The organism is Streptomyces sp. NPDC060000 (genome assembly GCF_042737375.1).
GTDB lineage: Bacteria > Actinomycetota > Actinomycetes > Streptomycetales > Streptomycetaceae > Streptomyces.
This window is the reverse complement of record NZ_JBHWUU010000032.1, coordinates 1-24,639: the sequence shown is the minus strand read 5'-3', so window position 1 is coordinate 24,639 and position 24,639 is coordinate 1. Positions and strand designations below refer to the sequence as shown.

The following is a 24,639-nucleotide window of genomic DNA, read 5'->3' as shown; positions in this document are numbered from 1 at the left end:
ACACCAGGCTGCTGGGCCCTTGGCCCCGAGCCCCTGGCCACCGGGCCCCGAGCCTGAGTCACCGGGCCGCTGGACACGGGGCCTTCGGCCGCCGGGCCTCCGGACATGGGGCCACTGGCCTCCAGGTTTCGGCCGCTGGCCGCTGGCCGCAGGACGCCGAGGCCACCTGGCCCCGGGCCACCGGGCCTCGAGCCCCGGGCCACCGGGTCCCGAGCCTGAGTCACCGGACCGCTGGACACGGAGCCTTCGGCCACCGGGCCTGCCACCGGGCATCGGGCTACCGGCCACCGGGCCGCCGGACACGGGGCTACTAACCTCCGGCCATCGGCCATCGGCCATCGGTTACCGGGCACCAGGCACCGGGCCACCGGCCAGCAGGCTCCGGGCAGCCGGACACGGGGCCACTGGCCACCGGGCCCCATGCCACCGGGCCTCGAGCCCCTGGCCACCGGGCCCCGAGCCTGAGCCACCGGGCCGCTGGGCACCGCGCCTTCGGCCACCAGCCGCCGGGCCTTCGGCCACCGGCCACCGGACACCGGGTCCGGACACGAGGTTACTAACCTCCGGCCAGCAGGCACCAGGCCACCGGCCAGCAGGCTCCGGGCCGCCGGACACGGGGCCTCCGGGCCTCCGGGGCACCACCGGGCCGCTGGAGCCCGAGCACCGGGCCGCCGGGTGGGCCCCGGACGTCCGGCTGGCGTAATCGGGCTGCTCCGAGCGGCCCGTGCCCTCTAAGCTTCCTCGGCCGGTCGCATCGCGGGACCGGCGGGGGAGGGATGCGCATGGGGTCGGCGGAACTCGTCGCGGCCGTTCGGCGGGGCGATGCCGAAGCGGTTCGGGAACTGCTGGAGGGCGGGGCGGATCCGGAGACCTGTGACCCGGCCGACGGCGTCCCCCTGCTCTGCCGGGCTGTCGCGGCGTACGACGCAAAGGTCGTCGAGGCGCTGGTCCTGGCCGGTGCCGACCCGCTGCGTCCGCTGCCCGACGGCGACACCCCGCTGCTGCGCGCGGTGGACGGCGGCTCGGTGGAGATGATCGCGGCGGTGCTGCCCATGCCGCTCGCAGCCGAGCCGCGCGCCGAGCTGCTGGCCCGGGCCCGGTTCTGGACCGAGACCGACCTGGAGGCCGAGCTGCGCCGCAGGACGGGCGCCTCGGGGCCGGCCGGACGCATGAGGGTCGAGGAGCCGAAGGGCTTCTGCCACTACGAGCAGATCACCCTCGGCGGCATGACCGTGCGGGACGGCCATGCCGGGGTGCTCATCCAGCTGGAGGAGTGCTTCGGGGTGGGCGCGCCGTTCGGCGAGGTGCTCGCGCGGGCGCTCGTCCGGCCGGACCGGGACCACGTGGTGTGGACGGAAGCGGTGATCCGGCTGTCCTTGCGGCGCCACGAGCCGACCTGGGCGGACGCCGCCGACCTGCGCGACCATCCGGACCGCCTGCGCCGCCTCTTCGCTGCCGACCTGCTGCGGCTCATGTCCGTCAGCGGCCCCCACGACGGGTACCGGCCGCCCGCATGGCGGGACTTCGCGCTGTTCTTCCCGTGGGCCTCGAAGGAGGAGGACCCGGAGGTGCTGGCGCTCGTGCTGGACGCGGTGATCGACGAGAACGAGGAGTACGCCGAGGAGATCGAGGCCCTCGGGCTGAGCTATGCGACGCATCCCGATCCCCGGGTGCGCTGCGTGGTGCCGTCCACCCTGTCCTGGAAGGACGAGGGGAGCGCACACAGCCGGTCCGCACGCCTCGAAGTCCTGTACGCGCTGGCGCGCGATCCGGATTCCGGCGTGCGCGAGAGGGCGGCATACCAGCTGACGCACTGCCGCGGGGAGCTGCCCGGCATCGACGACGTGCTCGCCGGACTCCTCGACGACGAACTGCGGGAGACCCGGGTGCACGCCGCCCGCGGGCTCGCGCTGCGCGGTGATCCGCGCTGCGTGGAGGCGGAGCGACGACTGCTCCCCCTCGACCCCGACGGATGGCCGGACGGCGACCTCGTACGGGCGATGTGGAGGTACGAGGAGGGTCTGCGGGAGGCCGCCGGAGCGAAGCCTTCCGCGTCGGAGTGACGATTTCCGCGGGGGAGTGACGATCCCGTCCGGCCTGACGCGCTCGCGCCCGCGTCCGGTGTGCCCCGGCGTGCGCGAGGGGGGCGTCCGCCCTGCGCGCGCAACCGTTCGCCGCGCGACGCCGCCCCCACGGGAGACGCCGTCCGTCTGCCGACACCCAGGGGCGTGAGCCGCTCGCGCACGCGCCGTTCGCAAACAGCGCGCACGACCATCGCGCGCTCTGCCGGAAGCCGCGGACGCCCTCATGACCGCGAAGGAAACCGGGCACCCGAGGGTGTCCGCCGCGCCGACTACCCTGGAGGGTCGAGCATCCCCCGTGGCAGGAGAGAAATGGCCGTCAATCTGGTCAATGTCGAGAACGTCAGCAAGGTGTACGGGACCCGTGCCCTCCTCGACGGCATCTCGCTCGGCGTGTCCGAAGGGGACCGGATCGGCGTCGTCGGCCGCAACGGCGACGGAAAGACCACGCTGATCCGCATGCTCGCCAAGCTGGAGGAGGCGGACTCCGGCCGGGTCACGCACTCCGGCGGGGTACGCCTGGGCGTCCTCACGCAGCACGACTCGCTGGACTCCACCGCGACTGTCCGGCACGAGGTCATCCGGGACATGGCCGACCACGAGTGGGCCGGCAACGCCAAGGTCCGGGACGTGCTCACCGGGCTGTTCGGCGGCCTCGACCTGCCGGGGTTCCCGCAGGGCCTGGACACCGTCATCGGCCCGCTCTCGGGTGGTGAGCGCCGCCGGATCGCGCTCGCCAAGCTGCTGATCGAGGAGCAGGACCTGATCGTCCTGGACGAGCCGACCAACCACCTCGACGTCGAGGGCATCTCCTGGCTCGCCCGGCACCTGCGCGAGCGCCGCTCCGCGCTCGTCTGCGTCACCCACGACCGCTGGTTCCTGGACCAGGTCTGCACGCGCATGTGGGACGTGCAGCGCGGCGCCGTCCATGAGTACGAGGGCGGCTACTCCGACTACGTCTTCGCGCGCGCGGAGCGTGAGCGCATCGCCGCGACGGAGGAGACCAAGCGGCAGAACCTGGTCCGCAAGGAGCTCGCCTGGCTGCGGCGCGGCGCGCCCGCGCGGACGTCCAAGCCGCGGTTCCGCGTGGAGGCGGCCAACGAGCTCATCAAGGACGTGCCGCCGCCGCGCGACAGCAGCGAGCTGATGAAGTTCGCGTCCTCCCGCCTCGGCAGGACGGTCTTCGACCTCGAGGACGTCAGCGTCCAGGCCGGTCCCAAGGTGCTGCTCAAGCACATCACCTGGCACCTCGGCCCCGGCGACCGCATCGGCCTGGTCGGCGTCAACGGCGCCGGCAAGACCTCCCTGCTGCGGGCCCTGGCCGAGGCCGCCCGCACCGAGGGCGAGGTGCAGCCCGTGGCCGGCCGGGTCGTCGTCGGCAGGACCGTCAAGCTCGCCTACCTCTCCCAGGAGGTCGTCGAACTCGACCCCGGTCTGCGCGTCCTGGAGGCCGTACAGCAGGTGCGGGAGCGTGTCGACCTCGGCAAGGGCCGCGAGATGACTGCCGGGCAGCTCTGCGAGACGTTCGGCTTCAACAAGGACAAGCAGTGGACGCCGGTCGGGGACCTGTCGGGCGGTGAGCGCCGCCGCCTCCAGATCCTGCGCCTTCTCATGGACGAGCCCAACGTCCTCTTCCTCGACGAGCCCACCAACGACCTGGACATCGAGACCCTGACCCAGCTCGAGGACCTCCTCGACGGCTGGCCCGGCTCGATGATCGTCATCTCCCACGACCGCTTCTTCGTCGAGCGCACGACGGACCGGGTCTTCGCGCTCCTGGGCGACGCCAGCCTGCGGATGCTCCCGCGCGGCATCGAGGAGTACATCGAGCGCCGGCAGCGCATGGAGGAGACCGCGGCCGCCTCCGCTCCGGCGGCCGCCGCGAAGCCGACGACCGAGAAGAGCGCCTCTGACCAGCGCGCCGCGAAGAAGGAACTCCAGAAGATCGAGCGGCAGTTGGACAAGGTCTCCGACAAGGAGTCCAAGCTGCACGCCCAGATCGCCGACAACGCCACCGACTTCGAGAAGGTCGCCGGACTCGACGCCGAGCTGCGGGAATTGATGGGCGAGCGCGAGGAGCTGGAGCTGCGCTGGCTGGAACTCGCCGAGGACGCGTGAAGGGTGCGTGAAGGCGCATAACGACGGCATCACAGGCCGGTTCTCCCTTGGGAACAGGGGCGGATCGGCCCGGGGGGCTGTCGGTCACGGGTGATAGAAAGAGTCGTCTGAGAACTTTCTGAAGACGGCTCCGGGAGGGTCACTGACCTGGGGGCGTGGCTAAAAATCAGTGACATAGGGGGAACACGCTGATGGCTCAGCCGCCCAATCAGCCGCCGCAGCAGGGTGGTTTCGGAGCACCGCAGGACCAGCCAGGACAGCCGCAGGCACCACAGGCACCACAGCCGTCCCAGGGAGGCTTCGGCGCACCCCAGATGCCGCCGCAGCCGCCCCAGGGCCCGCCCGCCCAGCCGCCGCAGCCGGGCTACGGCTACCCCCAGCAGCAGCAACCGCCGCAGCAGCCCGGGCCGTACGGTCAGCCCCAGCAGCCGGGGCCCTACGGCGGGCCCGGTCCTTACGGCGGCCAGCCCGCCCCCGGCCGGCCCGGCCCCTACGCCCAGCCCGGGCCGTACGGCCAGCCGAGCGGGCCCTACGGTCAGCAGCCCGGCTACGGCTATCCGCAGCCGCCCCAGTTCCCCGGCGCACCCGGCGCCCCCGGCACGCCGCCGGGAGGGCGCAACCCCTTCAAGGGGCGGCCCGCGCTGGTGATCGGGGCCGCGGTGGCGGCGCTGCTGGTGATCGGCGGGACGGTGTACGCGGTCACGAGCGGTGACGACAAGGGCGGCAAGAAGCCGGTCGCCGGGCCGAGCGACGACGGCAAGGCCACCGCGAGCGGCGCACCGGCCAACCCCGGTGACGGCAGCGGCGACGGCGGCGAGGACCCCGAGGACTTCAACGCGGGCCGCAAGTCCGGCGAGGCGAAGGTGCTCTGGTACAAGGAGGCGCCCGACGCGCCGGCCTCCGGCGCCGACGCCCCCGGGATGTGGATCACCTCCAAGGCGGCCGTGAAGGCGGCGTACAAGGAGGTCGTCGCGTACAACATCGGCGACGGCAGGCCCACCTGGGACACCGTCACCTTCCCGCAGAAGATCTGCGCGATCACCCCGCAGAAGACGGCGGACGACAAGGTCGTCGTGGCGTACATGAGCGGCACCAGCGACCGCGCCAAGTGCAACCAGCTCCAGCAGATCGACCTCGGCACCGGCGCCAAGGGCTGGAAGGGCGTCGTCGCGGACGGCGCGCTGTTCGACAGCGCGATCAGCGTCGAGCTGTCGCTCGCGGGCAACACGCTGATGGTGGGCCGCTCGCAGTCCGGCACGGCGTACGACGTCCGCACCGGCAAGAAGCTGTACGACAAGCAGAAGTACGGGGACGCGTGTTTCCCGACCGCGTTCGCGGGCGGGACCCGGCTGTTCGCGGTGGCGTCCTGCGACGCGACCGATGCCAACGAGCACGACGAGATCCAGGAGCTGGACCCGGCGACCGGCAAGGTCAAGTGGACCCAGAAGTTCGACAAGGGCTGGTCGGTCGCGAAGACGTACTCCGTCGACCCGCTGGTGGTCTACAGCACCAACGAGGACAAGAACAGCTGGAACATCTCGACGTTCAAGCCGGACGGTTCGTACCGCTCGCAGGTCGGCTTCGACGAGGACTTCGCGCCCGCGTGCGACTCCGGCTTCCTCCAGCGCAACCTGACGGGCTGCTCGGGCACGGCCTCCGACGCGAACACGCTCTACCTGCCGACCGACGCGAAGAGCGGTCCCAACGAGATCGTGGCGATCGACCTCTCCACCGGCAAGGAGAAGTGGCGCGTGAAGTCCCCGACCGACGAGGCGATGCTGCCGGTGAAGGTCGAGGGCGGCAATCTCGTCGCCTACGTCGAGCCGTCGTACGACGCGGCCGGCCGGGTGGTGGGCATCCCGACGGCCGGGTCCGCCCACAAGCCGACGACGCTGATGCAGCTGCCCGAGAGCACGGCCGAGATCGAGGACGGCTTCTACGCGCGTGATCTCGCCTGGGTCGACGGGCGCTTCTACCTCTCCTCCACCCGGCTGACGGGCAACGACGACTCGAAGGAGAAGCTGATGCTCGCCTACGGCAAGTGAGGCTCCTCGCCGCCTTCCCTGCCCGTCGACGTCCCCTGCCCCGTCCGCCGAGCTTTCCGAGCGTTCTCCCGAGGTATCCACACCATGACCCAGCCGCCGCCCCCACCGCCGAACCAGCCCCCGCAGCAGCAGGGTGCCTTCGGCCCGCCCCAGCCGCCGCAGGACACGCCGCCGCAGGACGCCGTACCCGAGGACGCGGCACCGCAGGACGCCGCGCCGCAGCCACCCGCCCCGAACCTGGCGAAGTCCCCGCAACCGGGCTACGGCTACCCGCAGGCACCGCAGGCACCGCAGGCACCGCAGGCACCGCAGGCACCGCAGGCACCGCAGGCACCGCAGGCACCGCAGGCCCCCCAGGCGCCGACTCAGGCGGCTCACGAGGCTCAGCACCCGCAGCCGGCGCAGCCGCCGCAAGCTCCTCGGACGCCGCCGTCGGCCCCGTCCGGGCCCCCGCAGCAGCCTCAGCCGGGGTACGGCTACCCGCAGGCACCCGGGCAGCCGTTCGCGCCCCCGCAACCCCCGGCCGCCGGCCCCGGCTACGGCTACCCGGCCCAGCCGGGCCCGCCCACCCCCTCCGCCTACGGACAGCCCCAGCAGCCGGGCCCCTACGGCCAGCCGACGCCCGCCTACGGCCAGCAGCCGGGCTACGGCTACCCGGGCCAGCCGGGCCAGCCGGTATATCCGGCCGCACAGCCGGGTTACGGCTACCCGGGGCAGCCCACCATGCCCATGCACCCGCAGCCCGGCGGTCCAGGACAGGGACCGGGCGGTGGCGCCGGCAAGAAGTTCAACGCGCAGCTGGCGATCATCGTCGGGGCGGTCGTCGCGATCGCGCTGATCATCGGCGGCGGCGTCTGGTACGCGAAGTCCGGTGACGGCAAGAAGATAGAGGCGGACACGGCCGGTCCCACCGGCGGTGGGGGCGACACGGGTGGCACGGGCGGTACGGGCGGCACGTCCGCCGGCGGCAGCGAGAAGGTGCCGGCGGACCCCACCTCGCACGTGCTCTTCAAAATCGCGTCGCCCGTGGTCAAGAAGGACGACAGCGTCGGCGTCAAGGGCTCCTGGGTGACCGACAAGGCGTACGTGAAGACGGGCGCCAACGAGGTCGCCGGCTACGACCTGGACAAGGGCACCAAGCTGTGGACGGTCAAGCTGCCCGGCCCGGTGTGCGAGGCCAGCAAGTTCGCCACCGACGACCACCGCACGGCGATCACCTTCCAGGCGAGCACCGCCGAGACGGCCGGCTGCGACCAGGTCGCGGCGATCGACCTCGCGGCGGGTAAGCAACTGTGGAAGAAGACCGTCAACTCCGGTGACTACCCGGTCACCTTCGACAACGTCACCGTCAGCGGGAACACCGTCGCCCTCGGCAGCACCGAAGGCGGCGCCGCCTTCGACATAGGCTCCGGCAAGGTGCTGTGGTCGCCCAAGCCGGCCGACACCTGCTACGACGCCGGCTACGGCGGCGGCCCCAAGCTGGTGGCGGTGCGCAAGTGCGGCGCGTACGACAACCCCGAGCTGCACATCCAGAACATCGACCCGGTGTCCGGCAAGGTGCTCTCCGAGTACAAGCTGGCCACGGGCATCGAGTACGCGTCCGTGGTGTCGACCGACCCCCTGGTGGTGGCCGCCGACGTCGGCGACAGCGCCGGTGACGGCAGCGGCATCTCGGACTTCTTCTCCATCGACAGCAAGACCGGCAAGCTGCGCACCCGCATCTCGGTCCCGGGCGACCAGTACGCGGCCGACTGCGAGGGCATCACCAGGATCGAGGCCTGCTCGAGTCTGGCCGTCGGCAACGACCGGATCTACGTCCCGACCGAGGAGCACGACGGCACCGGCGACTACAGCCGGACCAACGAGGTCATCGCCTTCGACCTCGCCACCGGCAAGCAGACCGGCCAGCGCGCGGACGCCGGCGACGGCTACACGATCTACCCGCTGCGCATGGACGGCAACAACCTGATCGCCTACAAGCGGCCGCCGTACGACAAGGGCGGCCAGGTCGTCAGCATCGCCGGAGGCTCCTTCAAGGAGACCAAGCTGCTGCAGAACCCGTCCACCGAGTCGGTACGCGATCTGGAGACCAGCCTGTCCCCGGAGTACGCCGAGGTCCTGTACTCCAAGGGTCACCTGTACATGTCGGAGGTGTTCGCCGACGACGGCGGGACTTCGGGCGGTGATCCGCAGTACCTGGCGGTCGCGTACGGCGCGGGCAGCTGATCGTCTTAATCGCCGTGACGGCCCCGTCCCTGTTCAGGGGCGGGGCCGTGCACTTACCGCCCATGACCCTCGAATGTGAGGAATTTCGGCGATCCGGGGCACTTCTCACCAGTAGGGGGAGCGCAACGTCGAACAAGCGTGTAGCTTCCGGGGGCATGAAGGACGGGGTGCCGGGGGGCACCCCTTTGTTGGTCCGCGACGGTCCGTGTGGGTCCGTGTGGGCATCCATGGGGGGACTGGGGGGTTGCTCGATGGGAGTGCGGCTGATGGTGGTCGACGACCACCGACTGCTCGCCGAGGCACTGGCCTCGGCACTCAAACTGCGGGGGCACCGGGTGCTCGCCGCGGCGGCGCCGGCCGCGGGCGCGGCGGAGCTGGTGATCACCCGCGCCCCGGAGGTGTGCCTGCTGGGCACGGCGGTCCCGGCCGAGCCTGGCATATTCGACCCGGTGGTCCGCATCAAGCGGGAGCGTCCGCAGGTGGCGGTGCTGGTCCTGGGCCCCGTTCCGAACCCCCGTGGCATCGCGGCGGCCTTCGCCGCCGGCGCTTCCGGCTACGTACGCCACGACGAGCGCATAGAGGGCGTGGAACGGGCCATCATGAAGGCACGCGCGGGTGAGGCGGCGGTGGCTCCGCAGCTGCTGCAGGGCGCGTTCAGCGAGTTGCTCAACCCGGCGGCCCAACCGGACGACGAGGGTCAGCGGCTGCTCCAGATGCTCACGCCCCGCGAGGTCGAGGTCCTGGTCCGGGTCGCCGACGGCGAGGACACCCGCCTGATCGCCGCCGGCATGGGCATCGCCCCGTCCACGGCCCGCACCCACGTCCAGCGGGTCCTGATGAAACTCGGCGTCGGCTCCCGCCTGGAGGCGGCGGCCCTGGCGGCCCGGACCGGCCTCCTGGACCGGGCGGGCCCGCTGCCGCACGTCACCCGCGCCACGGCGACGGAACCGGAATAGGCGACCGCGTGAGAGCACGCACGGTCGTCCGGCGCGGCGCCCGCCTCGGAGTCCTCATCGGAGCGTGGCCCGCGGGCATCGCCGGTGTCCTCTGCCTGGTGGCGGCGTTCGTCTTCCTGGTCGGCGATCTTGACGGAACCGCGTACGCGCTGGCGTTCGTGGGCGGCTGCGCCGTCCTGGGCAGCATGGCGGCGGGCGTCACCGTGGGCGCGGCCACCGGCCTGGCCCTGGCGTTCGCACCTCGTCGGCTGCTGGCGAACGCCCCGCTGCGCGGCCTGCTGGCGGCACTCATCGCAGCACTGCTGACGGCGGCACTCACGGTCGCAGCCCTGACCGCAGGCTGCGACATCCTCGCGAGTACCCCTCCCTCGGACCAACTCCTCGTCTGGTCCCCGACCCTGGTGATCGCCCTGCTGGCGGCAGCCCGAAGCGGCGAGATCGCCGGCTACGGCACCGACCGCTGAGGGGAACGAGGACCGCTGCCGGCATTCCCGCCGCAGTCCGCGGGCTATCGGCGTGGGCACGTCGCGCCAAGGTGGCGTAGACACGCCGCGGCGGCGGAGGTGCGAAACGGATGATCACAACATACGGTCTGTAACCGTAACGTTTCGTTCCGTAACGAAACATGTCGCTCAGCCGGAAAAGGGAATGTAATGCGCAAGCTTCACAAGACCGCACTCGTGGCTGCCATGATCGGAAGCCTCACCATGGCCGGGGCCGGAATCGCCTCCGCCGGCGGCTCGGACGGGGACTCCAGGGAGTGCTCCAACCACGTCGAGAACATCTCGTTCGGTCTCATCAACATCCCGAACCTGAACCTCCCGCTGCTCGGCCTCTCGTCGAACCAGGACGCGACCCAGCAGATCTGCAACAACGGGGACGACGCCGTCAACGCGAACGTCGCCAGCCGCGAGGACTAGCCGCGACGAGTAACCGACGCGAGTAGACGACGGGGCAGCTCCGGGATCCGATGCCTCGATCCCGGAGCTGCCCCACGTCACGACCGCAACCCGCACCCCTGCCAGGCGGGCGCTACTCGCCCCGCGGGGTCTTCCCCTCCACCGCCTCCGGCGGCAGCGTCGGCGTGACCGGCGGCGCGGGCCTCAGCTTCAGCCAGGCCAGGAAGAAGATGCCCAGGGCCAGCATGCCCAGGCCGGTCCACAGGTTGATGTTGATTCCCTGGGCCTTGTCGATCTCCGCGTCGCTGTCCGTGATGCCGGCGATCGTGACGATCACGCCGTAGACGACGAACAGGCCGCCGATGATGCGGCGCAGGTCGAAGATGCGGGCCGCGGTCTCGGACTTCTCCTCGAGCTCCGTGACCTCCCGCTGGACGTCGGCCTCGGAGTAGCCCGCCCGCCGCAGCCGCTCGGCAGCCTCGGCGCGCTCAGACGGTTCGAATTGCTCGGACATGGTCTCTCCAGTCTCCCGCGGTTGTCGCGGCCGGGCTCAGAACGAGAACGGGATGTAGCAGACGGCGGCCAGGATCACCGCGCCCCAGCCCAGCAGGGCCGGGCGCCGGTACCACGCGTCGTCGCCCACCGCCGGCGGCTCGGCCATGCCGGGCGAGACGGTGCCGTAGACCAGGCCCTCGAGCTCCTCGGCCGGCTTGGGGGCCGTGAACAGCGACACGATCACCATCACCACCGCGCCCGCCACGAAGCCCGCGATCGCGGAGACGAAGTTGGCGCCCTGGTCGGTGGGGATGCCGATGATGTCCTGCTTGTAGAGGACGAAGTAGTTCACCATCGCCGCCGTGGTGCCCGCGAGCAGGCCCCAGAAGCCCGACTTCTTCGACGCCCGCTTCCAGAACATGCCGACGATGAAGACCACGAACATCGGCACGTTGAAGAAGCTGAACAGCGTCTGGAGGTAGCTCATGATGTTCGAGAAGGACGAGGCCAGGAACGCCGTGCCCACCGACGCGGCCACGCCGACCGCCGTGATCAGGCGACCGAAGCGGACGTAGTACGCGTCCTCCCGGCCCAGCACCACGTACTTCGCCCAGATGTCCGTCGTGAACACCGTGTTGAACGACGAGATGTTCGCCGCCATGCCCGCCATGAACGCCGCCAGCAGACCCGTCACCGCGATGCCCAGTACGCCGTTCGGCAGCAGCTCCTGCATGAGGTACGGGATCGCGTCGTTGTACTGCAGGTCCGAGCCGCTCGTGCCGATCTTCGGGACCAGGACCGCCGCCACCAGGCCCGGGATCATCACCAGGAACACCATGAAGACCTTCGGGTAGGCCGCGATGAGCGGCGTGCGCTGGGCCGCCGAGAGGTTCTTCGCCGACAGGGCGCGCTGCACCTCCGCGAAGTTCGTCGTCCAGTAGCCGAAGGACAGGACGAAGCCGAGGCCGAGCACGATCGTCAGCCAGTTGGCGCCCAGCGGGTTGGCGCTGCCGATGCCCGTGCCGCCCCAGGCACTGACGAAGTTGTCCCCGTGCGTCGCGCTCAGCTTGTCGGTCAGGCCGCCCCAGCCGCCCACCTTCCTGAGGCCCAGCACCGACAGCGGGATGAGGGCCGCCAGGATCACGAAGAACTGGAGGACCTCGTTGTAGATCGCCGAGGAGAGGCCGCCGAGCGTGATGTACGCCAGGACGAAGAACCCGGCCACCACGATCGCCACCCACTGCGGCCAGCCCAGCAGCGCCTCGACGACGATCGCCAGGGCGTACAGGTTCACCCCGGCGATCAGGATCGCGGCGAAGGCGAAGAGGGCCGAGCTGAGCAGGTGGGCCGCCTTGTCGAAGCGCAGGAGCAGGAACTCCGGGACCGAGCGGACCTTGCTGCCGTAGTAGAACGGCATCATCACCAGGCCCAGGAACACCATCGCCGGGATGGCGCCGATCCAGTACCAGTGGACGGTGTACGCGCCGTACTGCGCGCTGTTCGCGGCCATGCCCAGGATCTCGGTGGCGGCCAGGTTGGCCGAGATGAACGCGAGGCCCGTGATCCAGGCGGGCAGCGAGCGTCCGGAGAGGAAGAAGTCGAGGGTGGTCTTCACCGATCTACGGGCGGCGAAGCCGATGCCCAGGACCACGACGAAGTAGATGCCGAGGATCGTGTAGTCGAGCCAGTTCGTCGGGAGGCGTAGCTCTGCCGCCAGCTGTGCTGCCGTGAGTGTGGGGGTTCGCATGCCTGCTCACTTCTTTTGGTGTTCTTTGTTTGGTTGTGGCGGTGACTCGCGTGGGGGTTTATGGTTTTATGTGTTTGGTTCTGTTGGAAGCTTCGCTAGGTGTACGGATCTGGATCCGCGGATCCAGAGGTACGGAGGAGAGTCGCGGTGAAGAAGACGTCGACCCGCTTGGCCGACGGTCGTGAGCTGATCTACTACGACCAGCGGGACGACTCGGTGCGCGACGCGGTGGACAAGCGTCCGCTGGACCCCACGGTCACCACTTCGGAGGTACGGAGGGACCCGCTGCTCGGCGATTCCATCGCCGTCGCCTCGCACCGGCAGGGGCGCATCTACCACCCGCCGGCCGACGAGTGCCCGCTCTGCCCCTCCCAGGGCGACCGGCTCAGCGAGATCCCGGACTCGTCGTACGACGCCGTCGTCTTCGAGAACCGTTTCCCGTCCCTGGCGGGCGACTCCGGGCGCTGCGAGGTGGTCTGTTTCACCTCCGACCACAACGCGTCCTTCGCCGACCTCACCGAGGAGCAGGCCCGACTGGTCCTCGACGCGTGGACGGACCGGACGTCCGAGCTGTCGCACCAGCCCTCCGTGGAACAGGTGTTCTGCTTCGAGAACCGCGGCGCCGAGATCGGTGTGACTCTGGGTCACCCGCACGGGCAGATCTACGCCTACCCGTTCACCACTCCGCGCACCGCCCTGATGCTCCGTTCGGTCGCGGCGCACAAGGAGGCGACCGGCGGGCAGAACCTCTTCGACGCCGTCCTGGAGCGCGAACTCGCCGACGGGCGGGTCGTCCTGGAGGGTGAGCACTGGGTCGCGTTCGTGCCGTACGCGGCGCACTGGCCGTACGAGGTGCACCTCTACCCGAAGCGCCGGGTGCCGGACCTGCTGGCCCTCGACGAGGACGCGCGCACAGAGTTCCCCCAGGTGTATCTGGAACTCTTGAGGCGCTTCGACCGGATCTTCGGCGAAGGTGAACCGCCCACGCCGTACATCTCCGCCTGGCACCAGGCGCCGTTCGGCGCGCTGGAGGAGTTCGAGGGCGTCAACCGGGACGACTTCGCCCTCCATCTCGAGCTTTTCACCATCCGCAGGACTTCCGGCAAGCTGAAGTTCCTCGCGGGCTCCGAATCCGGCATGAACGTCTTCATCAACGACGTGCCGCCCGAGTTCGCGGCCCAGCGACTGCGAGAGGTAGCGAGTTCATGAGCGGCATCACCGGCACGAGCGGCAAGTATCTGGTCACGGGCGGCGCGGGCTACGTCGGCGGCGTGGTCGCCCAGCACCTCATCGAGGCCGGCCACGAGGTCGTCGTCCTCGACAACCTCTCCACCGGATTCCGCGAGGGCGTCCCGGCGGGTGCCTCGTTCATCGAGGGCGACATCCGCGACGCCGCCAAGTGGCTCGACGACTCCTTCGACGCCGTGCTCCACTTCGCCGCGTTCTCGCAGGTCGGCGAGTCCGTCGTCAAGCCCGAGAAGTACTGGGACAACAACGTCGGCGGCACCATGGCCCTGCTCGGCGCCATGCGCCAGGCCGGCGTGCGCAAGCTGGTCTTCTCGTCCACGGCGGCGACCTACGGCGAGCCGGAGCAGGTCCCGATCACCGAGTCCGCGCCCACCAGGCCGACCAACCCCTACGGCGCCTCCAAGCTCGCCGTCGACCACATGATCAGCGGCGAGGCCGCGGCCCACGGACTCGGTGCCGTCTCCCTGCGGTACTTCAACGTGGCCGGCGCGTACGGCGCGCAGGGCGAGCGCCACGACCCCGAGTCGCACCTCATCCCGCTCGTCCTCCAGGTCGCGCAGGGCCGCCGCGAGGCCATCTCCGTCTTCGGCGACGACTACCCGACCCCCGACGGCACCTGCGTCCGCGACTACATCCACGTCGCCGACCTCGCCGAGGCCCACCTCCTCGCCGTCGCCGCCGCGAAGCCCGGCGAGCACCTCGTCTGCAACCTCGGCAACGGCAACGGCTTCTCCGTCCGCGAGGTCGTCGAGACCGTCCGCGAGGTCACCGGCCACCCGATCCCCGAGGTCGTGGCCCCTCGTCGCGGCGGCGACCCGGCCGTCCTGGTCGCCTCGGCGGCCACCGCCCGTGAGCAGCTGGGCTGGAACCCGTCCCGCGCGGACCTCGCGGGTATCGTCGCGGACGCGTGGGAGTTCGCGCAGCACATCGCAAGCAGCGCAAGGGAGTCGTAGTGGGGGCACAGGAAGTCCGCGAGGGGTTCGTCCGGCTGTACGGGGCCGAGCCCGAGGGCGTCTGGGCGGCGCCCGGCCGCGTCAACCTCATCGGCGAGCACACCGACTACAACGACGGCTTCGTGATGCCCTTCGCGCTGCCGCACATCGCCGTCGCGGGGGTCTCGCGGCGGACGGACGGCGTGCTGCGGCTGCACTCGGCCGACCTCGACAGCGGCGTCGCCGAACTGCGGCTCGACGGCCTGACGCCCGAGTCCGACAAGAACTGGACGGCGTACCCCGCCGGGGTCGTCTGGGCCCTGCGCGAGGCCGGCCATGCGGTGACCGGCGCCGACATCCATCTGTCCTCGACGGTTCCGTCCGGCGCGGGCCTGTCGTCGTCCGCGGCCATCGAGGTCGTCGTGGCCCTGGCGCTGAACGACCTCTACGAGCTCGGGCTCCAGGGCTGGCAGCTCGCCCGCCTGTGCCAGCGCGCCGAGAACGTCTACGTCGGCGCGCCCACCGGCATCATGGACCAGACGGCGTCCGCGTGCTGCGCGGCCGGGCACGCGCTGTTCCTCGACACCCGCGACCTCTCCCAGAAGCAGATCCCCCTCGACCTGGCCGCCGAGGGACTGCGCCTGCTGGTCGTCGACACGCAGGTCACGCACGCGCACAGCGGCGGCGAGTACGGCAAGCGGCGGGCCGGCTGCGAGAAGGGCGCCGCGCTCCTCGGCGTCGACGCGCTGCGCGACATCGCGTACGCCGACCTGGACACGGCGCTCGACCGCCTCGGTGACGAGGAGGAGGTGCGCCGGCTGGTCCGCCATGTGGTGACGGAGGACCAGCGTGTGGAGCAGGTCGTCGCCCTCCTGGAGTCGGGCGGCGACACCCGTGCCGTCGGGCCGGTCCTGACGGCGGGTCACGCCTCGCTCCGGGACGACTTCCGGGTCTCCTGCCCCGAACTGGACCTCGTCGTCGACACCGCGCTCGCGCACGGTGCGCTCGGGGCGCGGATGACCGGCGGGGGCTTCGGCGGTTCGGCGATCGTCCTGGCCGAGGCGACCGATGTCGACGCACTCACCAAGGCCGTCGAGGAGGCCTTCGCGGCCGCGGGCCACAAGGCTCCTCGGGTGTTCGAGGCGGTGCCTTCCGCGGGGGCGCGGCGGGTGAGCTGAGCGTTGCTCTTCGGGGCGGTGGGGTGCGCGTGTGGATCTCGCCCCCGCCGCCCCTTCCCGTCCCTGGGGGCTGTGCCCCCGGACCCCCCCTTTCGGCCCCGAAGGGGCCTCGTCCTCAAGCTCCCCCGGAGGGGGCGCCCCCGGACGGGCTGGTCGCACCCTGCCGGAGTTTCTTCGTCAGGGTGTACTCAGTGATTCCCGGGGGGTAGTCCTCGATCACGCACATCACCTCGTAGCCCCGCCGTTTGTAGAACTCCGGTGCCTGGAAGTCCCAGGTCTCCAGGCGTACGCGGTCGCAGCCGCGCTGCTCCGAGGCGACGCGCTCCGCCTCGGCGAGGAGGCGGGAGCCCAGGCCCGTGCCGCGGTGCCGGGCGTCGACCCAGAGGTACGTGACGTGCAGCCAGGTCGTCCAGGTGTGGCCCACCAGGCCGCCGGCCAGTTCGCCGCCGGGGTCCGAGGCCCAGATGTGCAGAGGCGACTCCCGTTCGGCAGGGGTGCCGCGCAGGGCGCGCAGGGTGGGGGAGGCCTCAGTGTTGGTGGCGAGCAGCCGCGAACGGAGAAGATCGCGACGGGTCCTGTCGATTTCTGTCTCAAGACGAAACATGCGGCACACCATAAACGCGGCGGCGGACCAGTTCTGCCATTTGCCTTCCGCTGTACGCCCGCAGCCCTACCCTGTGAACAGTGCCGGTGGGGGCCGGTGCTGATCAGGGGGCGAGACAGTCGGGTACGGCGCCCGCGGTGGGGGTAGCAGTCTCTGCACGGCGGCGGCCGTTGCGGTAGTGGCATCCTCTCCGGGCGTCGTAACCGCGCCGGTCGTCGTTCTCCGTCTCCGGACCTTGGGGTATCCCCTGCTCTGTCAAGGAGCTTGGGGAAGGGGGTTTCGTGGTTCGCATTCGTGTACTGGTCGTCGACGACCACCGTATCTTCGCCGAGTCGCTCGCCGCGGCGCTGGCCGCCGAGCCGGACGTCGACGTGTCCGCGGCCGGCAGCGGCCCGGCGGCGCTGCGCAGTCTGGAGCGCGCGGCCGCCGAGGGGCGCCGGTACGACGTGCTGCTCGTCGACGCCGACCTCGGCGGCACCCTGCCGGGCATACGGCCCGCGGTGCCCGTGCAGGAGGTGGGGGAGGACGGGCTCGTCGACGGGATCTCGCTGGTCGTGGGGGTCCGCGGCGCGCAGCCCCAGGTCCGGATCGTCGTCCTCGCCGAGAAGGACGATCCGCGTCGCGCGGCCCTCGCCCTCCAGGCCGGGGCGACCGGCTGGGTGGCCAAGGACTGCTCGCTGTCCCGCCTGCTGACCGTCATCCGAGGGGTGCTGCGCGAGGAGACGCACCTCCCGCCGGCCCTGCTCACCGGCGTCCTGCGGGAGCTGACGGCCGCCCGCAAGCACCGCACCGAGAGCGAGCGGCTGGTCGAGTCCCTCACGCCGAGGGAGCGGGAAGTGCTGCGCTGCATGGTCGCGGGGCTGGGCAGGAAGGCGGTCGCCGACCGGCTGTTCCTCTCCCCGCACACCGTCCGCACCCATATGCAGAACGTCCTGGGCAAGCTGGGCGTCCACTCCACCCTCGCCGCGGTCGCGCTCGCGCGCAGGGCCGGCGTCGGCCCTGCCGACCTAGCCGGGAATGTTGTCGAACGGGGCGGTCAACTGGCGTAGCAGGCCCGCCAGTTCACCGCGCTGGCCGCTTGAGAGCTCGGCCAGGATCGCCCGTTCCTGGTCGAGCAGTCCGGCGAGTGCCTGGTCGGCGCGGTCCTTGCCGTCGTCCGTGAGCCGGACGAGCACGCCCCGGCGGTCGCTCGGGTCGGGAAGCCGCTCCACCAGGCCCTTCTTCGCGAGCCGGTCGATGCGGTTCGTCATCGTGCCCGAGGTCACCAGGGTCTGCGTCAGCAGCTGGCCCGGCGAGAGCTGGTAGGGCGCCCCCGCGCGCCTGAGCGCCGTCAGGACGTCGAACTCCCAGGGCTCCAGCTGATGCTCGGAGAACGCCAGGCGGCGCGCCCGGTCCAGGTGCCGGGCCAGTCTGCTCACCCGGCTGAGTACTTCCAGCGGCTCCACGTCGAGGTCCGGGCGCTCCCGGCGCCACGCTGCGACCAGCCGATCGACCTCGTCCTCCATGACGATCAGTGTAGTGGTTGTGTCGACATGAAGTCTCTTGATGTCAAGTCTCTTGACATCAAGATAAATGGAGAGGGAAGGTACGGGACATGACGACGACCAACCCTTCCTGGGATCCCGGCCAGTACCTGCGTCACGCCGGCCATCGCGCCCGCCCCTTCGCCGACCTCCTCGCCCGCGTCCCCGACCTGCCCGGTGGCCCGCCCCGCATCGCCGACCTCGGCTGCGGCCCCGGCAACCTGACCGCCGTCCTCGCCGACCGCTGGCCCACCGCCCGGGTCACCGGGTACGACAGTTCGTCCCGGATGCTCGCCGACGCGGCGGCGTACGCGGGCGCCCGCCTCGACTTCGCCCACGCCGACCTCACCACCTGGGCGCCGGCGGAGACGTACGACCTGCTCGTCTCCAACGCCGCCCTCCACTGGGTGCCCGGCCACCTCGACGCCTTCGCCGGCTGGCTGGACGGGCTGGCCCCCGGCGGCACCTTCGCCTTCCAGGTCCCCCACAACATCGACGCGCCCCTGCACGCCCTCATGCGCGAGCTCGGCAACAGCGTCCGCTGGAAGAGCCGCCTCGGTCAGGTGCTGCGTCATGAGGACTCCGTCCACGCCCCCGGCGTCTACCTCGACCGGCTGGCCCGGCTCGGCTGCGCGACCGACGTCTGGACGACCACGTACTTCCACGTGCTCCAGGGCGACGATCCCGTCCTCGACTGGGTCAAGGGGACCGGCCTGCGGCCCGCCCTCGACGCCCTCGCCGACGACCCCGAGAGCCGCGACGCCTTCGTCACCGAATACCGCGACCTGCTCCGCGAGGCCTACCCGAGTGCCGGGTACGGCACCGTCCTGCCGTTCCGCCGCCTGTTCGCGGTGGCCACGAAGGCGGCCTGACGTGCTGGCCGCCGTCGACCACGTGCAACTCGCGACCCCGCCCGGCTCCGAGGACCGGCAGCGCCGCTTCTACACCGACACCCTCGGCATGACCGAGGTCCCCAAGCCGCCGGTGCTCGCGGCCAAGGGGGGATGCTGGTTCCGGGCGGGGGCCGTGCACCTGCATCTGGGGATCGAGCCGGGCTTCAGTCCCTCCGGCAAGGCCCACCCCGGGCTTCGGGTGACCGGCATCGAGGCGTTCGCCGCCCGGCTGGAGGGCCACGGCACGCCGGTCACCTGGGACACGGAGCTGCCGGGACACCGCCGCTTCTACGCCCATGACCCGGTCGGCAACCGGCTGGAGTTCCTGGAACCCGTGACCGGTGTTTGAGAGGCGCGGGACGGGTCACCCGTGGTTCTGAGACCACACGCAGACCTGACTGGGAGTGATGGACAGTGGCAGGCGAGCAGAAGTCCAAGGCGAAGATGGAACAGGCCAAGGGCAAGGCGAAGGAAACGGTGGGCCGCGCCGTCGGCAACGAGAAGCTCGAGGCCGAGGGGCGCGCCGACCAGGCGAAGGGTGACGCCCGCCAGGCCAAGGAGAAGACCAAGGACGTCTTCAAGCACTGACAGGCGAGCAAGCACTGGCAGGTACGCCCTGGCAGGCACTGGTCAGCATTGGTAAGCACTGACGAGTACGTACGCGCTGTGGGCGCCGACGGACACATGGGCGGGGCCCCCACCACGAAGGTCGGGGCCCCCCACGCGTGGGGGTAAGGCCGGGCCCGCCCCCCCGCCGGCCCCCTCATAGGCCCGGCCGGTTAGGCAGCCCCCCCCCGCTGCTTTCGGGGCTTCCGGTCGCGTCGGCTGTCGACCGCGCCGGTCGTCGGTCGTCGCGGCTGCTTCCCGCCGGGCCGGACGGACCCTAGGCCTTCCGGCGGCCGATCAGGTGCGGCTTGGCCTCGAGACCGTCAAGGCCGTGCCACGACAGGTTCACCAGGTGTGCCGCCACCTCCGCCTTCTTCGGGCGGCGTACGTCCAGCCACCACTGGCCGGTCAGGGCGACCATGCCGACCAGGGCCTGGGCGTAGAGGGGAGCCAGCTTCGGGTCGAAGCCGCGGTTCTTGAACTCGCGGCCCAGGATGTCCTCGACCTGCGTCGCGATGTCGGAGATCAGCGAGGCGAACGAGCCCGTCGACTGCGGGATGGGGGAGTCACGGACCAGGATGCGGAAGCCGTCCGTGTACTCCTCGATGTAGTCGAGGAGCGCGAACGCCGCCTGTTCCAGCAGCTCACGCGGATGGCCGGCGGTCAGGGAACTCGTCACCATGTCCAGCAGGCGCCGCATCTCCCGGTCCACCACGACCGCGTACAGCCCCTCCTTGCCTCCGAAGTGCTCGTACACCACCGGCTTGGAGACCCCGGCCTTCGCCGCGATCTCCTCCACCGACGTGCCCTCGAAACCCTTTGACGCGAACAGGGTGCGACCGATCTCCAGCAACTGCTGCCGGCGCTCCGCCCCCGTCATACGAGTGCGTCGCGCGCGCCGCGGCTTCGCTTCACCACTGGGACTGGAGGTATTGCTGGGATCGGTCGCCACGCCGTCAATCATGCCGCCTCGGCGGTCGCCTTCCCCCGCCGGGAACCGTCCTCGCCCGAGTTGCGACGTGAATCGATACGCGAGCGTGACGGCCAGCGCACGTCGTAGGCCCACCCGAGCATCTCGAACCAGCGGATGAAGCGTGCCGAGGAGTCCACCTGGCCCCGCATCACCCCGTGCCGCGCCGACGTCGGGTCCGCGTGGTGCAGGTTGTGCCAGGACTCGCCACAGGACAGGACCGCCAGCCACCAGACGTTGCCGGAACGGTCCCGCGACTTGAACGGGCGCTTGCCCACCGCGTGACAGATCGAGTTGATCGACCACGTCACGTGGTGCAGCAGGGCCACCCGCACCAGCGAGCCCCAGAAGAACGCCGTGAACGCGCCCCACCAGGACATCGTCACCAGCCCGCCGACCAGCGGCGGGATCGCCAGCGACAGGATCGTCCAGTAGACGAACTGCCGGGACACCGCACGGATCGCCGGGTCCTTGATCAGATCCGGCGCGTACTTCTCCTGCGACGTCTGCTCCTCGTCGAACATCCATGCGATGTGAGCCCACCACAGGCCCTTCATCAGGGCCGGGAGCGTCTCGCCGAACCGCCACGGCGAATGCGGGTCACCCTCCGCGTCGGAGAACTTGTGGTGCTTGCGGTGATCCGCCACCCAGCGCACCAGCGGACCCTCCACCGCCATCGAACCCATGATCGCCAACGCGATCCTGAGCGGCCGCTTCGCCTTGAACGAACCGTGCGTGAAGTACCGGTGGAAACCGATCGTGATGCCGTGGCAGCCGAGGAAGTACATGAAGACGAGCAGGCCGAGGTCCAGCCAGCTCACCCCCCAGCCCCATGCCAGCGGCACCGCCGCCAGCACGGCGAGGAACGGAACGACGATGAAGATCAGCAGCATGATCTGCTCGATCGAACGCTTCTGCTCGCCACCCAGGGTGGCGGAGGAGGTGGGGGTACCGTCGGGCGCCTTCGAAGGGTCATCGATCACGTTGGAGCTGCCTGTGGTCATGCGCGTCCCCTGGGAGGGTCGTGGATTGAGGGTGATGCCGTGACACGGCAACCGCCGAGCGCCACACGGCGAACCGATGCGGTACTCCCTACGGTTCCGTAACCTACGGCATCGTAAGTATGGCAGTGCGCTGCTCGGCGGCAAGAGCCCGCCAACCTGCGCGTCCGCGCGGACACCTATCCTTGGAGACAGTCGGACAGCGCGGTCCGCTCTCTTTTCTTCCCGGATGTACGGCCCCTATGCGACGCCCGCCTCGGGGCCGACGTCCGGGTTCCCACCCGGACGAGCTTCAACACTGCAAGGAGCCGCACCTGTGAGCAGTGCCGACGACCTTGGCCAGGCCATCACAACGAACAGCACCGAGCTGCGCGCCGACATCCGCCGACTGGGTGACCTCCTCGGGGAGACCCTCGTCCGGCAGGAGGGTCCCGAGCTCCTCGACCTCGTCGAGAAGGTCCGCCGCCTCACCCGCGAGGACGGCGAAGCCGCCGCCGAACTGCTGCGGGGCATCGAACTGGAGACCGCGGCCAAGCTCGTCCGCGCCTTCTCCACCTACTTCCACCTCGCCAACGTCACCGAACAGGTCCACCGCGGCCGCGAACTGCGCGAACGCCGCGCGGCCGAGGGCGGCCTCCTCGCCCGCACCGCCGACCGCCTCAAGGACGCCGACCCCGAACACGTCCAGCAGACGGTCCGCCACCTCAACGTTCGCCCCGTGTTCACGGCACACCCCACCGAAGCCGCGCGCCGGTCGGTACTCAACAAGCTCCGGCGCATCGCCGCGCTCCTCGAGACCCCCGTCATCGACGCCGACCGCCGCCGCTACGACACCCGCCTGGCCGAGAACATCGACCTCGTCTGGCAGACCGACGAGCTCCGCGTCGTCCGTCCCGAGCCCACCGACGAAGCCCGTAACGCCATCTACTACCTCGACGAGCTCCACGCCGGTGCCGTCGGCGACGTCCTCGAGGACCTGACGGCGGAACTCGAGCGGGTCGGCGTCAAGCTTCCCGAGAACACCCGCCCCCTCACCTTCGGCACCTGGATCGGCGGCGACCGCGACGGCAACCCCAACGTCACCCCCCAGGTGACCTGGGACGTTCTCATCCTTCAGCACGAACACGGCATCAACGACGCGCTGGAGACGATCGACGAGCTCCGCGGCTTCCTCTCCAACTCCATCCGCTACTCCGGCGCCACCGAGGAACTCCTGACGTCACTCCAGGGCGACCTCGAACGGCTGCCCGAGATCAGCCCCCGCTACAAGCGCCTCAACGCCGAAGAGCCCTACCGCCTCAAGGCCACCTGCATCCGGCAGAAGCTCGAGAACACCAAGCAGCGCCTCGCCAAGGGCACACCCCACGAGCCCGGGCGCGACTACCTCGGCACCAGCGAGCTCCTCGCGGACCTCACCCTCATCCAGACCTCCCTGCGCGAACACCGCGGCGGTCTGTTCGCCGACGGCCGGATGAACCGCACCATCCGTACCCTCTCCGCCTTCGGCCTCCAGCTCGCCACCATGGACGTCCGCGAACACGCCGACGCCCACCACCACGCCCTCGGTCAGCTCTTCGACCGCCTCGGCGAGGAATCCTGGCGCTACACCGACATGCCCCGCGAGTACCGCACGAAGCTCCTGGCCAAGGAGCTGCGGTCCCGCCGCCCGCTGGCACCGACACCGGCCCCCGTCGACGCCGCCGGCGAGAAGACCCTCGGCGTCTTCCTCACGGTCAAGCGGGCCCTGGAGGTCTTCGGACCCGAGGTCATCGAGTCCTACGTCATCTCCATGTGCCAGGGCGCCGACGACGTGTTCGCCGCCGCTGTCCTGGCCCGCGAGGCCGGACTCGTCGACCTGCACGCCGGCTGGGCGAAGATCGGCATCGTGCCGCTCCTGGAGACCACCGACGAGCTCAAGGCCGCCGACACCATCCTCGAGGACATGCTCTCCGACCCCTCCTACCGGCGGCTCGTCGCGCTGCGCGGAGACGTCCAGGAGGTCATGCTCGGCTACTCCGACTCCTCCAAGTTCGGCGGCATCACCACCAGCCAGTGGGAGATCCACCGCGCCCAGCGCCGGCTGCGCGACGTCGCCCACCGCTACGGCGTGCGGCTGAGGCTCTTCCACGGCCGCGGCGGCACCGTCGGCCGCGGCGGCGGCCCCTCCCACGACGCCATCCTCGCCCAGCCCTGGGGCACCCTCGAAGGCGAGATCAAGGTCACCGAACAGGGCGAGGTCATCTCCGACAAGTACCTCATCCCGTCCCTGGCCAGGGAGAACCTGGAACTGACGGTCGCCGCGACCCTGCAGGCCTCCGCCCTGCACACCGCCCCCCGCCAGTCCGACGAGGCCCTCGCCCGCTGGGACGCCGCCATGGACGTCGTCTCCGACGCCGCCCACGCCGCCTACCGCGCCCTCGTCGAGGACCCCGACCTCCCGCCCTACTTCTTCGCCTCCACCCCCGTCGACCAGCTCGCCGACCTGCACCTCGGGTCCCGCCCGTCCCGCAGGCCCGACTCCGGCGCCGGTCTCGACGGTCTGCGCGCCATCCCCTGGGTGTTCGGCTGGACCCAGTCCCGCCAGATCGTCCCCGGCTGGTTCGGCGTCGGCTCCGGGCTCAAGGCACTGCGCGACGCCGGCCTCGACACCGTCCTGGACGAGATGCGCGACCAGTGGCACTTCTTCCAGAACTTCGTCTCCAACGTCGAGATGACCCTCGCCAAGACCGACCTGCGCATCGCCCAGCACTACGTCGACACCCTCGTCCCCGACGACCTCAAGCACGTCTTCGACCGGATCAAGGCCGAGCACGCGCTCACCGTCGCCGAAGTACTGAAGATCACCGGCGAACCGGAACTGCTCGACGCCACCCCCGTCCTCAAGCAGACCTTCACCATCCGCGACGCCTACCTCGACCCGATTTCGTACCTCCAGGTCACCCTGCTCAAGCGCCAGCGCGACGCCGCGGCGGCCGGCGCCGAACCCGACCCGCTCCTCGCCCGCGCCCTCCTCCTCACGGTCAACGGCGTCGCCGCGGGCCTGCGCAACACCGGCTGACCGCCGCATCCCCACCTGCCACCGGAAAAGGGTGCCCCCGGGTCCGTACGGACCCGGGG

Annotated in this window: 21 protein-coding genes; 15 read left to right on the top strand and 6 right to left on the bottom strand. The window is 70.8% G+C overall.

From position 1 onward, the window contains the following. Nucleotides 1-782 precede the first annotated feature (782 nt). From ACFWBB_RS18605 to ACFWBB_RS18575, 7 genes are all read left to right on the top strand, one after another. Entirely contained in the window at nucleotides 783-2,063 is a 1,281-nt protein-coding gene (locus ACFWBB_RS18605) for an ankyrin repeat domain-containing protein (protein WP_385273062.1), read from the top strand. Nucleotides 2,064-2,393: 330 nt separating this feature from the next. Next, a complete protein-coding gene (locus ACFWBB_RS18600; protein WP_385273059.1) occupies nucleotides 2,394-4,199 on the top strand; it encodes an ABC-F family ATP-binding cassette domain-containing protein in 1,806 nt (601 codons plus the stop codon). A 191-nt stretch (nucleotides 4,200-4,390) separates the two neighbouring features. Then, nucleotides 4,391-6,244, top strand: coding sequence for a PQQ-binding-like beta-propeller repeat protein (locus tag ACFWBB_RS18595; protein ID WP_385273056.1), 1,854 nt, complete (start codon nucleotides 4,391-4,393; stop codon nucleotides 6,242-6,244). An 84-nt stretch (nucleotides 6,245-6,328) separates the two neighbouring features. Further along, nucleotides 6,329-8,470, top strand: coding sequence for a PQQ-binding-like beta-propeller repeat protein (locus ACFWBB_RS18590; RefSeq protein ID WP_385273053.1), 2,142 nt, complete (start codon nucleotides 6,329-6,331; stop codon nucleotides 8,468-8,470). Between the two features lie 251 nt (nucleotides 8,471-8,721). Further along, nucleotides 8,722-9,426: a LuxR C-terminal-related transcriptional regulator gene (locus tag ACFWBB_RS18585; RefSeq protein WP_385273050.1), complete on the top strand. Its 705-nt coding sequence runs from the start codon at nucleotides 8,722-8,724 to the stop codon at nucleotides 9,424-9,426. A gap of 8 nt (nucleotides 9,427-9,434) precedes the next feature. Further along, the gene (locus ACFWBB_RS18580) at nucleotides 9,435-9,890 is read left to right on the top strand and encodes a hypothetical protein (protein WP_385273047.1); all 456 of its coding nucleotides are present in this window, start codon (nucleotides 9,435-9,437) and stop codon (nucleotides 9,888-9,890) included. Nucleotides 9,891-10,079: 189 nt separating this feature from the next. Further along, nucleotides 10,080-10,346, top strand: a complete 267-nt coding sequence (locus ACFWBB_RS18575) for a hypothetical protein (RefSeq protein WP_385273044.1) — start codon at nucleotides 10,080-10,082, stop codon at nucleotides 10,344-10,346. 112 nt (nucleotides 10,347-10,458) lie between these two features. On the opposite strand, the gene ACFWBB_RS18570 is transcribed toward ACFWBB_RS18575, so the two are convergent. Beyond that, nucleotides 10,459-10,839: a hypothetical protein gene (locus tag ACFWBB_RS18570; RefSeq protein ID WP_385273041.1), complete on the bottom strand. Its 381-nt coding sequence runs from the start codon at nucleotides 10,837-10,839 to the stop codon at nucleotides 10,459-10,461. A 36-nt stretch (nucleotides 10,840-10,875) separates the two neighbouring features. After that, complete coding sequence (locus ACFWBB_RS18565) at nucleotides 10,876-12,567, bottom strand: sodium:solute symporter family protein (protein ID WP_385273038.1); 1,692 nt, start codon at nucleotides 12,565-12,567, stop codon at nucleotides 10,876-10,878. Between the two features lie 147 nt (nucleotides 12,568-12,714). Here ACFWBB_RS18565 and galT point away from each other — a divergent pair, with 147 nt between their 5' ends. The 3 genes from galT to galK are packed head-to-tail and all read left to right on the top strand — an operon-like array spanning nucleotide 12,715 to nucleotide 15,925. Beyond that, nucleotides 12,715-13,776, top strand: coding sequence for a galactose-1-phosphate uridylyltransferase (gene galT, locus ACFWBB_RS18560; protein ID WP_385273035.1), 1,062 nt, complete (start codon nucleotides 12,715-12,717; stop codon nucleotides 13,774-13,776). Beyond that, a complete protein-coding gene (gene galE / locus ACFWBB_RS18555) occupies nucleotides 13,773-14,768 on the top strand; it encodes a UDP-glucose 4-epimerase GalE (protein WP_385273032.1) in 996 nt (331 codons plus the stop codon). Before galT ends, galE begins: the two co-directional genes overlap by 4 nt. Next, nucleotides 14,768-15,925: a galactokinase gene (galK, locus tag ACFWBB_RS18550; RefSeq protein ID WP_385273029.1), complete on the top strand. Its 1,158-nt coding sequence runs from the start codon at nucleotides 14,768-14,770 to the stop codon at nucleotides 15,923-15,925. Before galE ends, galK begins: the two co-directional genes overlap by 1 nt. A gap of 115 nt (nucleotides 15,926-16,040) precedes the next feature. Here the strand turns inward: galK and ACFWBB_RS18545 are convergent, their stop codons facing one another. After that, nucleotides 16,041-16,541, bottom strand: coding sequence for a GNAT family N-acetyltransferase (locus tag ACFWBB_RS18545; RefSeq protein WP_385273026.1), 501 nt, complete (start codon nucleotides 16,539-16,541; stop codon nucleotides 16,041-16,043). Nucleotides 16,542-16,810: 269 nt separating this feature from the next. Between ACFWBB_RS18545 and ACFWBB_RS18540 the strand changes: the two genes are divergently transcribed. Next, the gene (locus ACFWBB_RS18540; RefSeq protein ID WP_385273022.1) at nucleotides 16,811-17,578 is read left to right on the top strand and encodes a LuxR C-terminal-related transcriptional regulator; all 768 of its coding nucleotides are present in this window, start codon (nucleotides 16,811-16,813) and stop codon (nucleotides 17,576-17,578) included. Here the strand turns inward: ACFWBB_RS18540 and ACFWBB_RS18535 are convergent. After that, nucleotides 17,537-18,034: a MarR family winged helix-turn-helix transcriptional regulator gene (locus ACFWBB_RS18535; protein ID WP_385273019.1), complete on the bottom strand. Its 498-nt coding sequence runs from the start codon at nucleotides 18,032-18,034 to the stop codon at nucleotides 17,537-17,539. The genes ACFWBB_RS18540 and ACFWBB_RS18535 overlap by 42 nt on opposite strands. A gap of 89 nt (nucleotides 18,035-18,123) precedes the next feature. Between ACFWBB_RS18535 and ACFWBB_RS18530 the strand changes: the two genes are divergently transcribed. The 3 genes from ACFWBB_RS18530 (at nucleotide 18,124) to ACFWBB_RS18520 (ending at nucleotide 19,533) form a co-directional block, all read left to right on the top strand. Next, complete coding sequence (locus ACFWBB_RS18530) at nucleotides 18,124-18,924, top strand: trans-aconitate 2-methyltransferase (RefSeq protein ID WP_385273016.1); 801 nt, start codon at nucleotides 18,124-18,126, stop codon at nucleotides 18,922-18,924. Nucleotide 18,925: 1 nt separating this feature from the next. After that, nucleotides 18,926-19,294: a VOC family protein gene (locus ACFWBB_RS18525; protein WP_385273013.1), complete on the top strand. Its 369-nt coding sequence runs from the start codon at nucleotides 18,926-18,928 to the stop codon at nucleotides 19,292-19,294. Between the two features lie 65 nt (nucleotides 19,295-19,359). Further along, entirely contained in the window at nucleotides 19,360-19,533 is a 174-nt protein-coding gene (locus ACFWBB_RS18520; protein ID WP_385273010.1) for a CsbD family protein, read from the top strand. A 295-nt stretch (nucleotides 19,534-19,828) separates the two neighbouring features. Here ACFWBB_RS18520 and ACFWBB_RS18515 read toward each other — a convergent pair whose 3' ends face one another. Both ACFWBB_RS18515 and ACFWBB_RS18510 read right to left on the bottom strand, forming a co-directional pair. Then, on the bottom strand, nucleotides 19,829-20,515 hold the full coding sequence (locus ACFWBB_RS18515; RefSeq protein ID WP_385273007.1) for a TetR family transcriptional regulator: 687 nt from the start codon (nucleotides 20,513-20,515) through the stop codon (nucleotides 19,829-19,831). Further along, nucleotides 20,512-21,525, bottom strand: coding sequence for an acyl-CoA desaturase (locus tag ACFWBB_RS18510; protein WP_385273004.1), 1,014 nt, complete (start codon nucleotides 21,523-21,525; stop codon nucleotides 20,512-20,514). The genes ACFWBB_RS18515 and ACFWBB_RS18510 overlap by 4 nt, the downstream gene beginning before the upstream one ends. A gap of 313 nt (nucleotides 21,526-21,838) precedes the next feature. Here ACFWBB_RS18510 and ppc point away from each other — a divergent pair, with 313 nt between their 5' ends. Next, entirely contained in the window at nucleotides 21,839-24,580 is a 2,742-nt protein-coding gene (ppc, locus tag ACFWBB_RS18505; protein ID WP_385273001.1) for a phosphoenolpyruvate carboxylase, read from the top strand. The last annotated feature ends 59 nt before the right edge of the window (nucleotides 24,581-24,639 follow it).

Coding starts and splice junctions, on each gene's coding strand:
- ACFWBB_RS18545 (WP_385273026.1), bottom strand. CDS start 16,541: ATGGTGTGCCGCATGTTTCGTCTTGAGACAGAAATCGACAGGACCCGT.
- ACFWBB_RS18595 (WP_385273056.1), top strand. CDS start 4,391: ATGGCTCAGCCGCCCAATCAGCCGCCGCAGCAGGGTGGTTTCGGAGCA.
- ACFWBB_RS18585 (WP_385273050.1), top strand. CDS start 8,722: ATGGGAGTGCGGCTGATGGTGGTCGACGACCACCGACTGCTCGCCGAG.
- ACFWBB_RS18600 (WP_385273059.1), top strand. CDS start 2,394: ATGGCCGTCAATCTGGTCAATGTCGAGAACGTCAGCAAGGTGTACGGG.
- ACFWBB_RS18530 (WP_385273016.1), top strand. CDS start 18,124: ATGACGACGACCAACCCTTCCTGGGATCCCGGCCAGTACCTGCGTCAC.
- ACFWBB_RS18605 (WP_385273062.1), top strand. CDS start 783: ATGGGGTCGGCGGAACTCGTCGCGGCCGTTCGGCGGGGCGATGCCGAA.
- ACFWBB_RS18510 (WP_385273004.1), bottom strand. CDS start 21,525: ATGACCACAGGCAGCTCCAACGTGATCGATGACCCTTCGAAGGCGCCC.
- ACFWBB_RS18575 (WP_385273044.1), top strand. CDS start 10,080: ATGCGCAAGCTTCACAAGACCGCACTCGTGGCTGCCATGATCGGAAGC.
- galE (WP_385273032.1), top strand. CDS start 13,773: ATGAGCGGCATCACCGGCACGAGCGGCAAGTATCTGGTCACGGGCGGC.
- ACFWBB_RS18565 (WP_385273038.1), bottom strand. CDS start 12,567: ATGCGAACCCCCACACTCACGGCAGCACAGCTGGCGGCAGAGCTACGC.
- ACFWBB_RS18535 (WP_385273019.1), bottom strand. CDS start 18,034: ATGGAGGACGAGGTCGATCGGCTGGTCGCAGCGTGGCGCCGGGAGCGC.
- ACFWBB_RS18590 (WP_385273053.1), top strand. CDS start 6,329: ATGACCCAGCCGCCGCCCCCACCGCCGAACCAGCCCCCGCAGCAGCAG.
- ACFWBB_RS18570 (WP_385273041.1), bottom strand. CDS start 10,839: ATGTCCGAGCAATTCGAACCGTCTGAGCGCGCCGAGGCTGCCGAGCGG.
- ACFWBB_RS18515 (WP_385273007.1), bottom strand. CDS start 20,515: ATGATTGACGGCGTGGCGACCGATCCCAGCAATACCTCCAGTCCCAGT.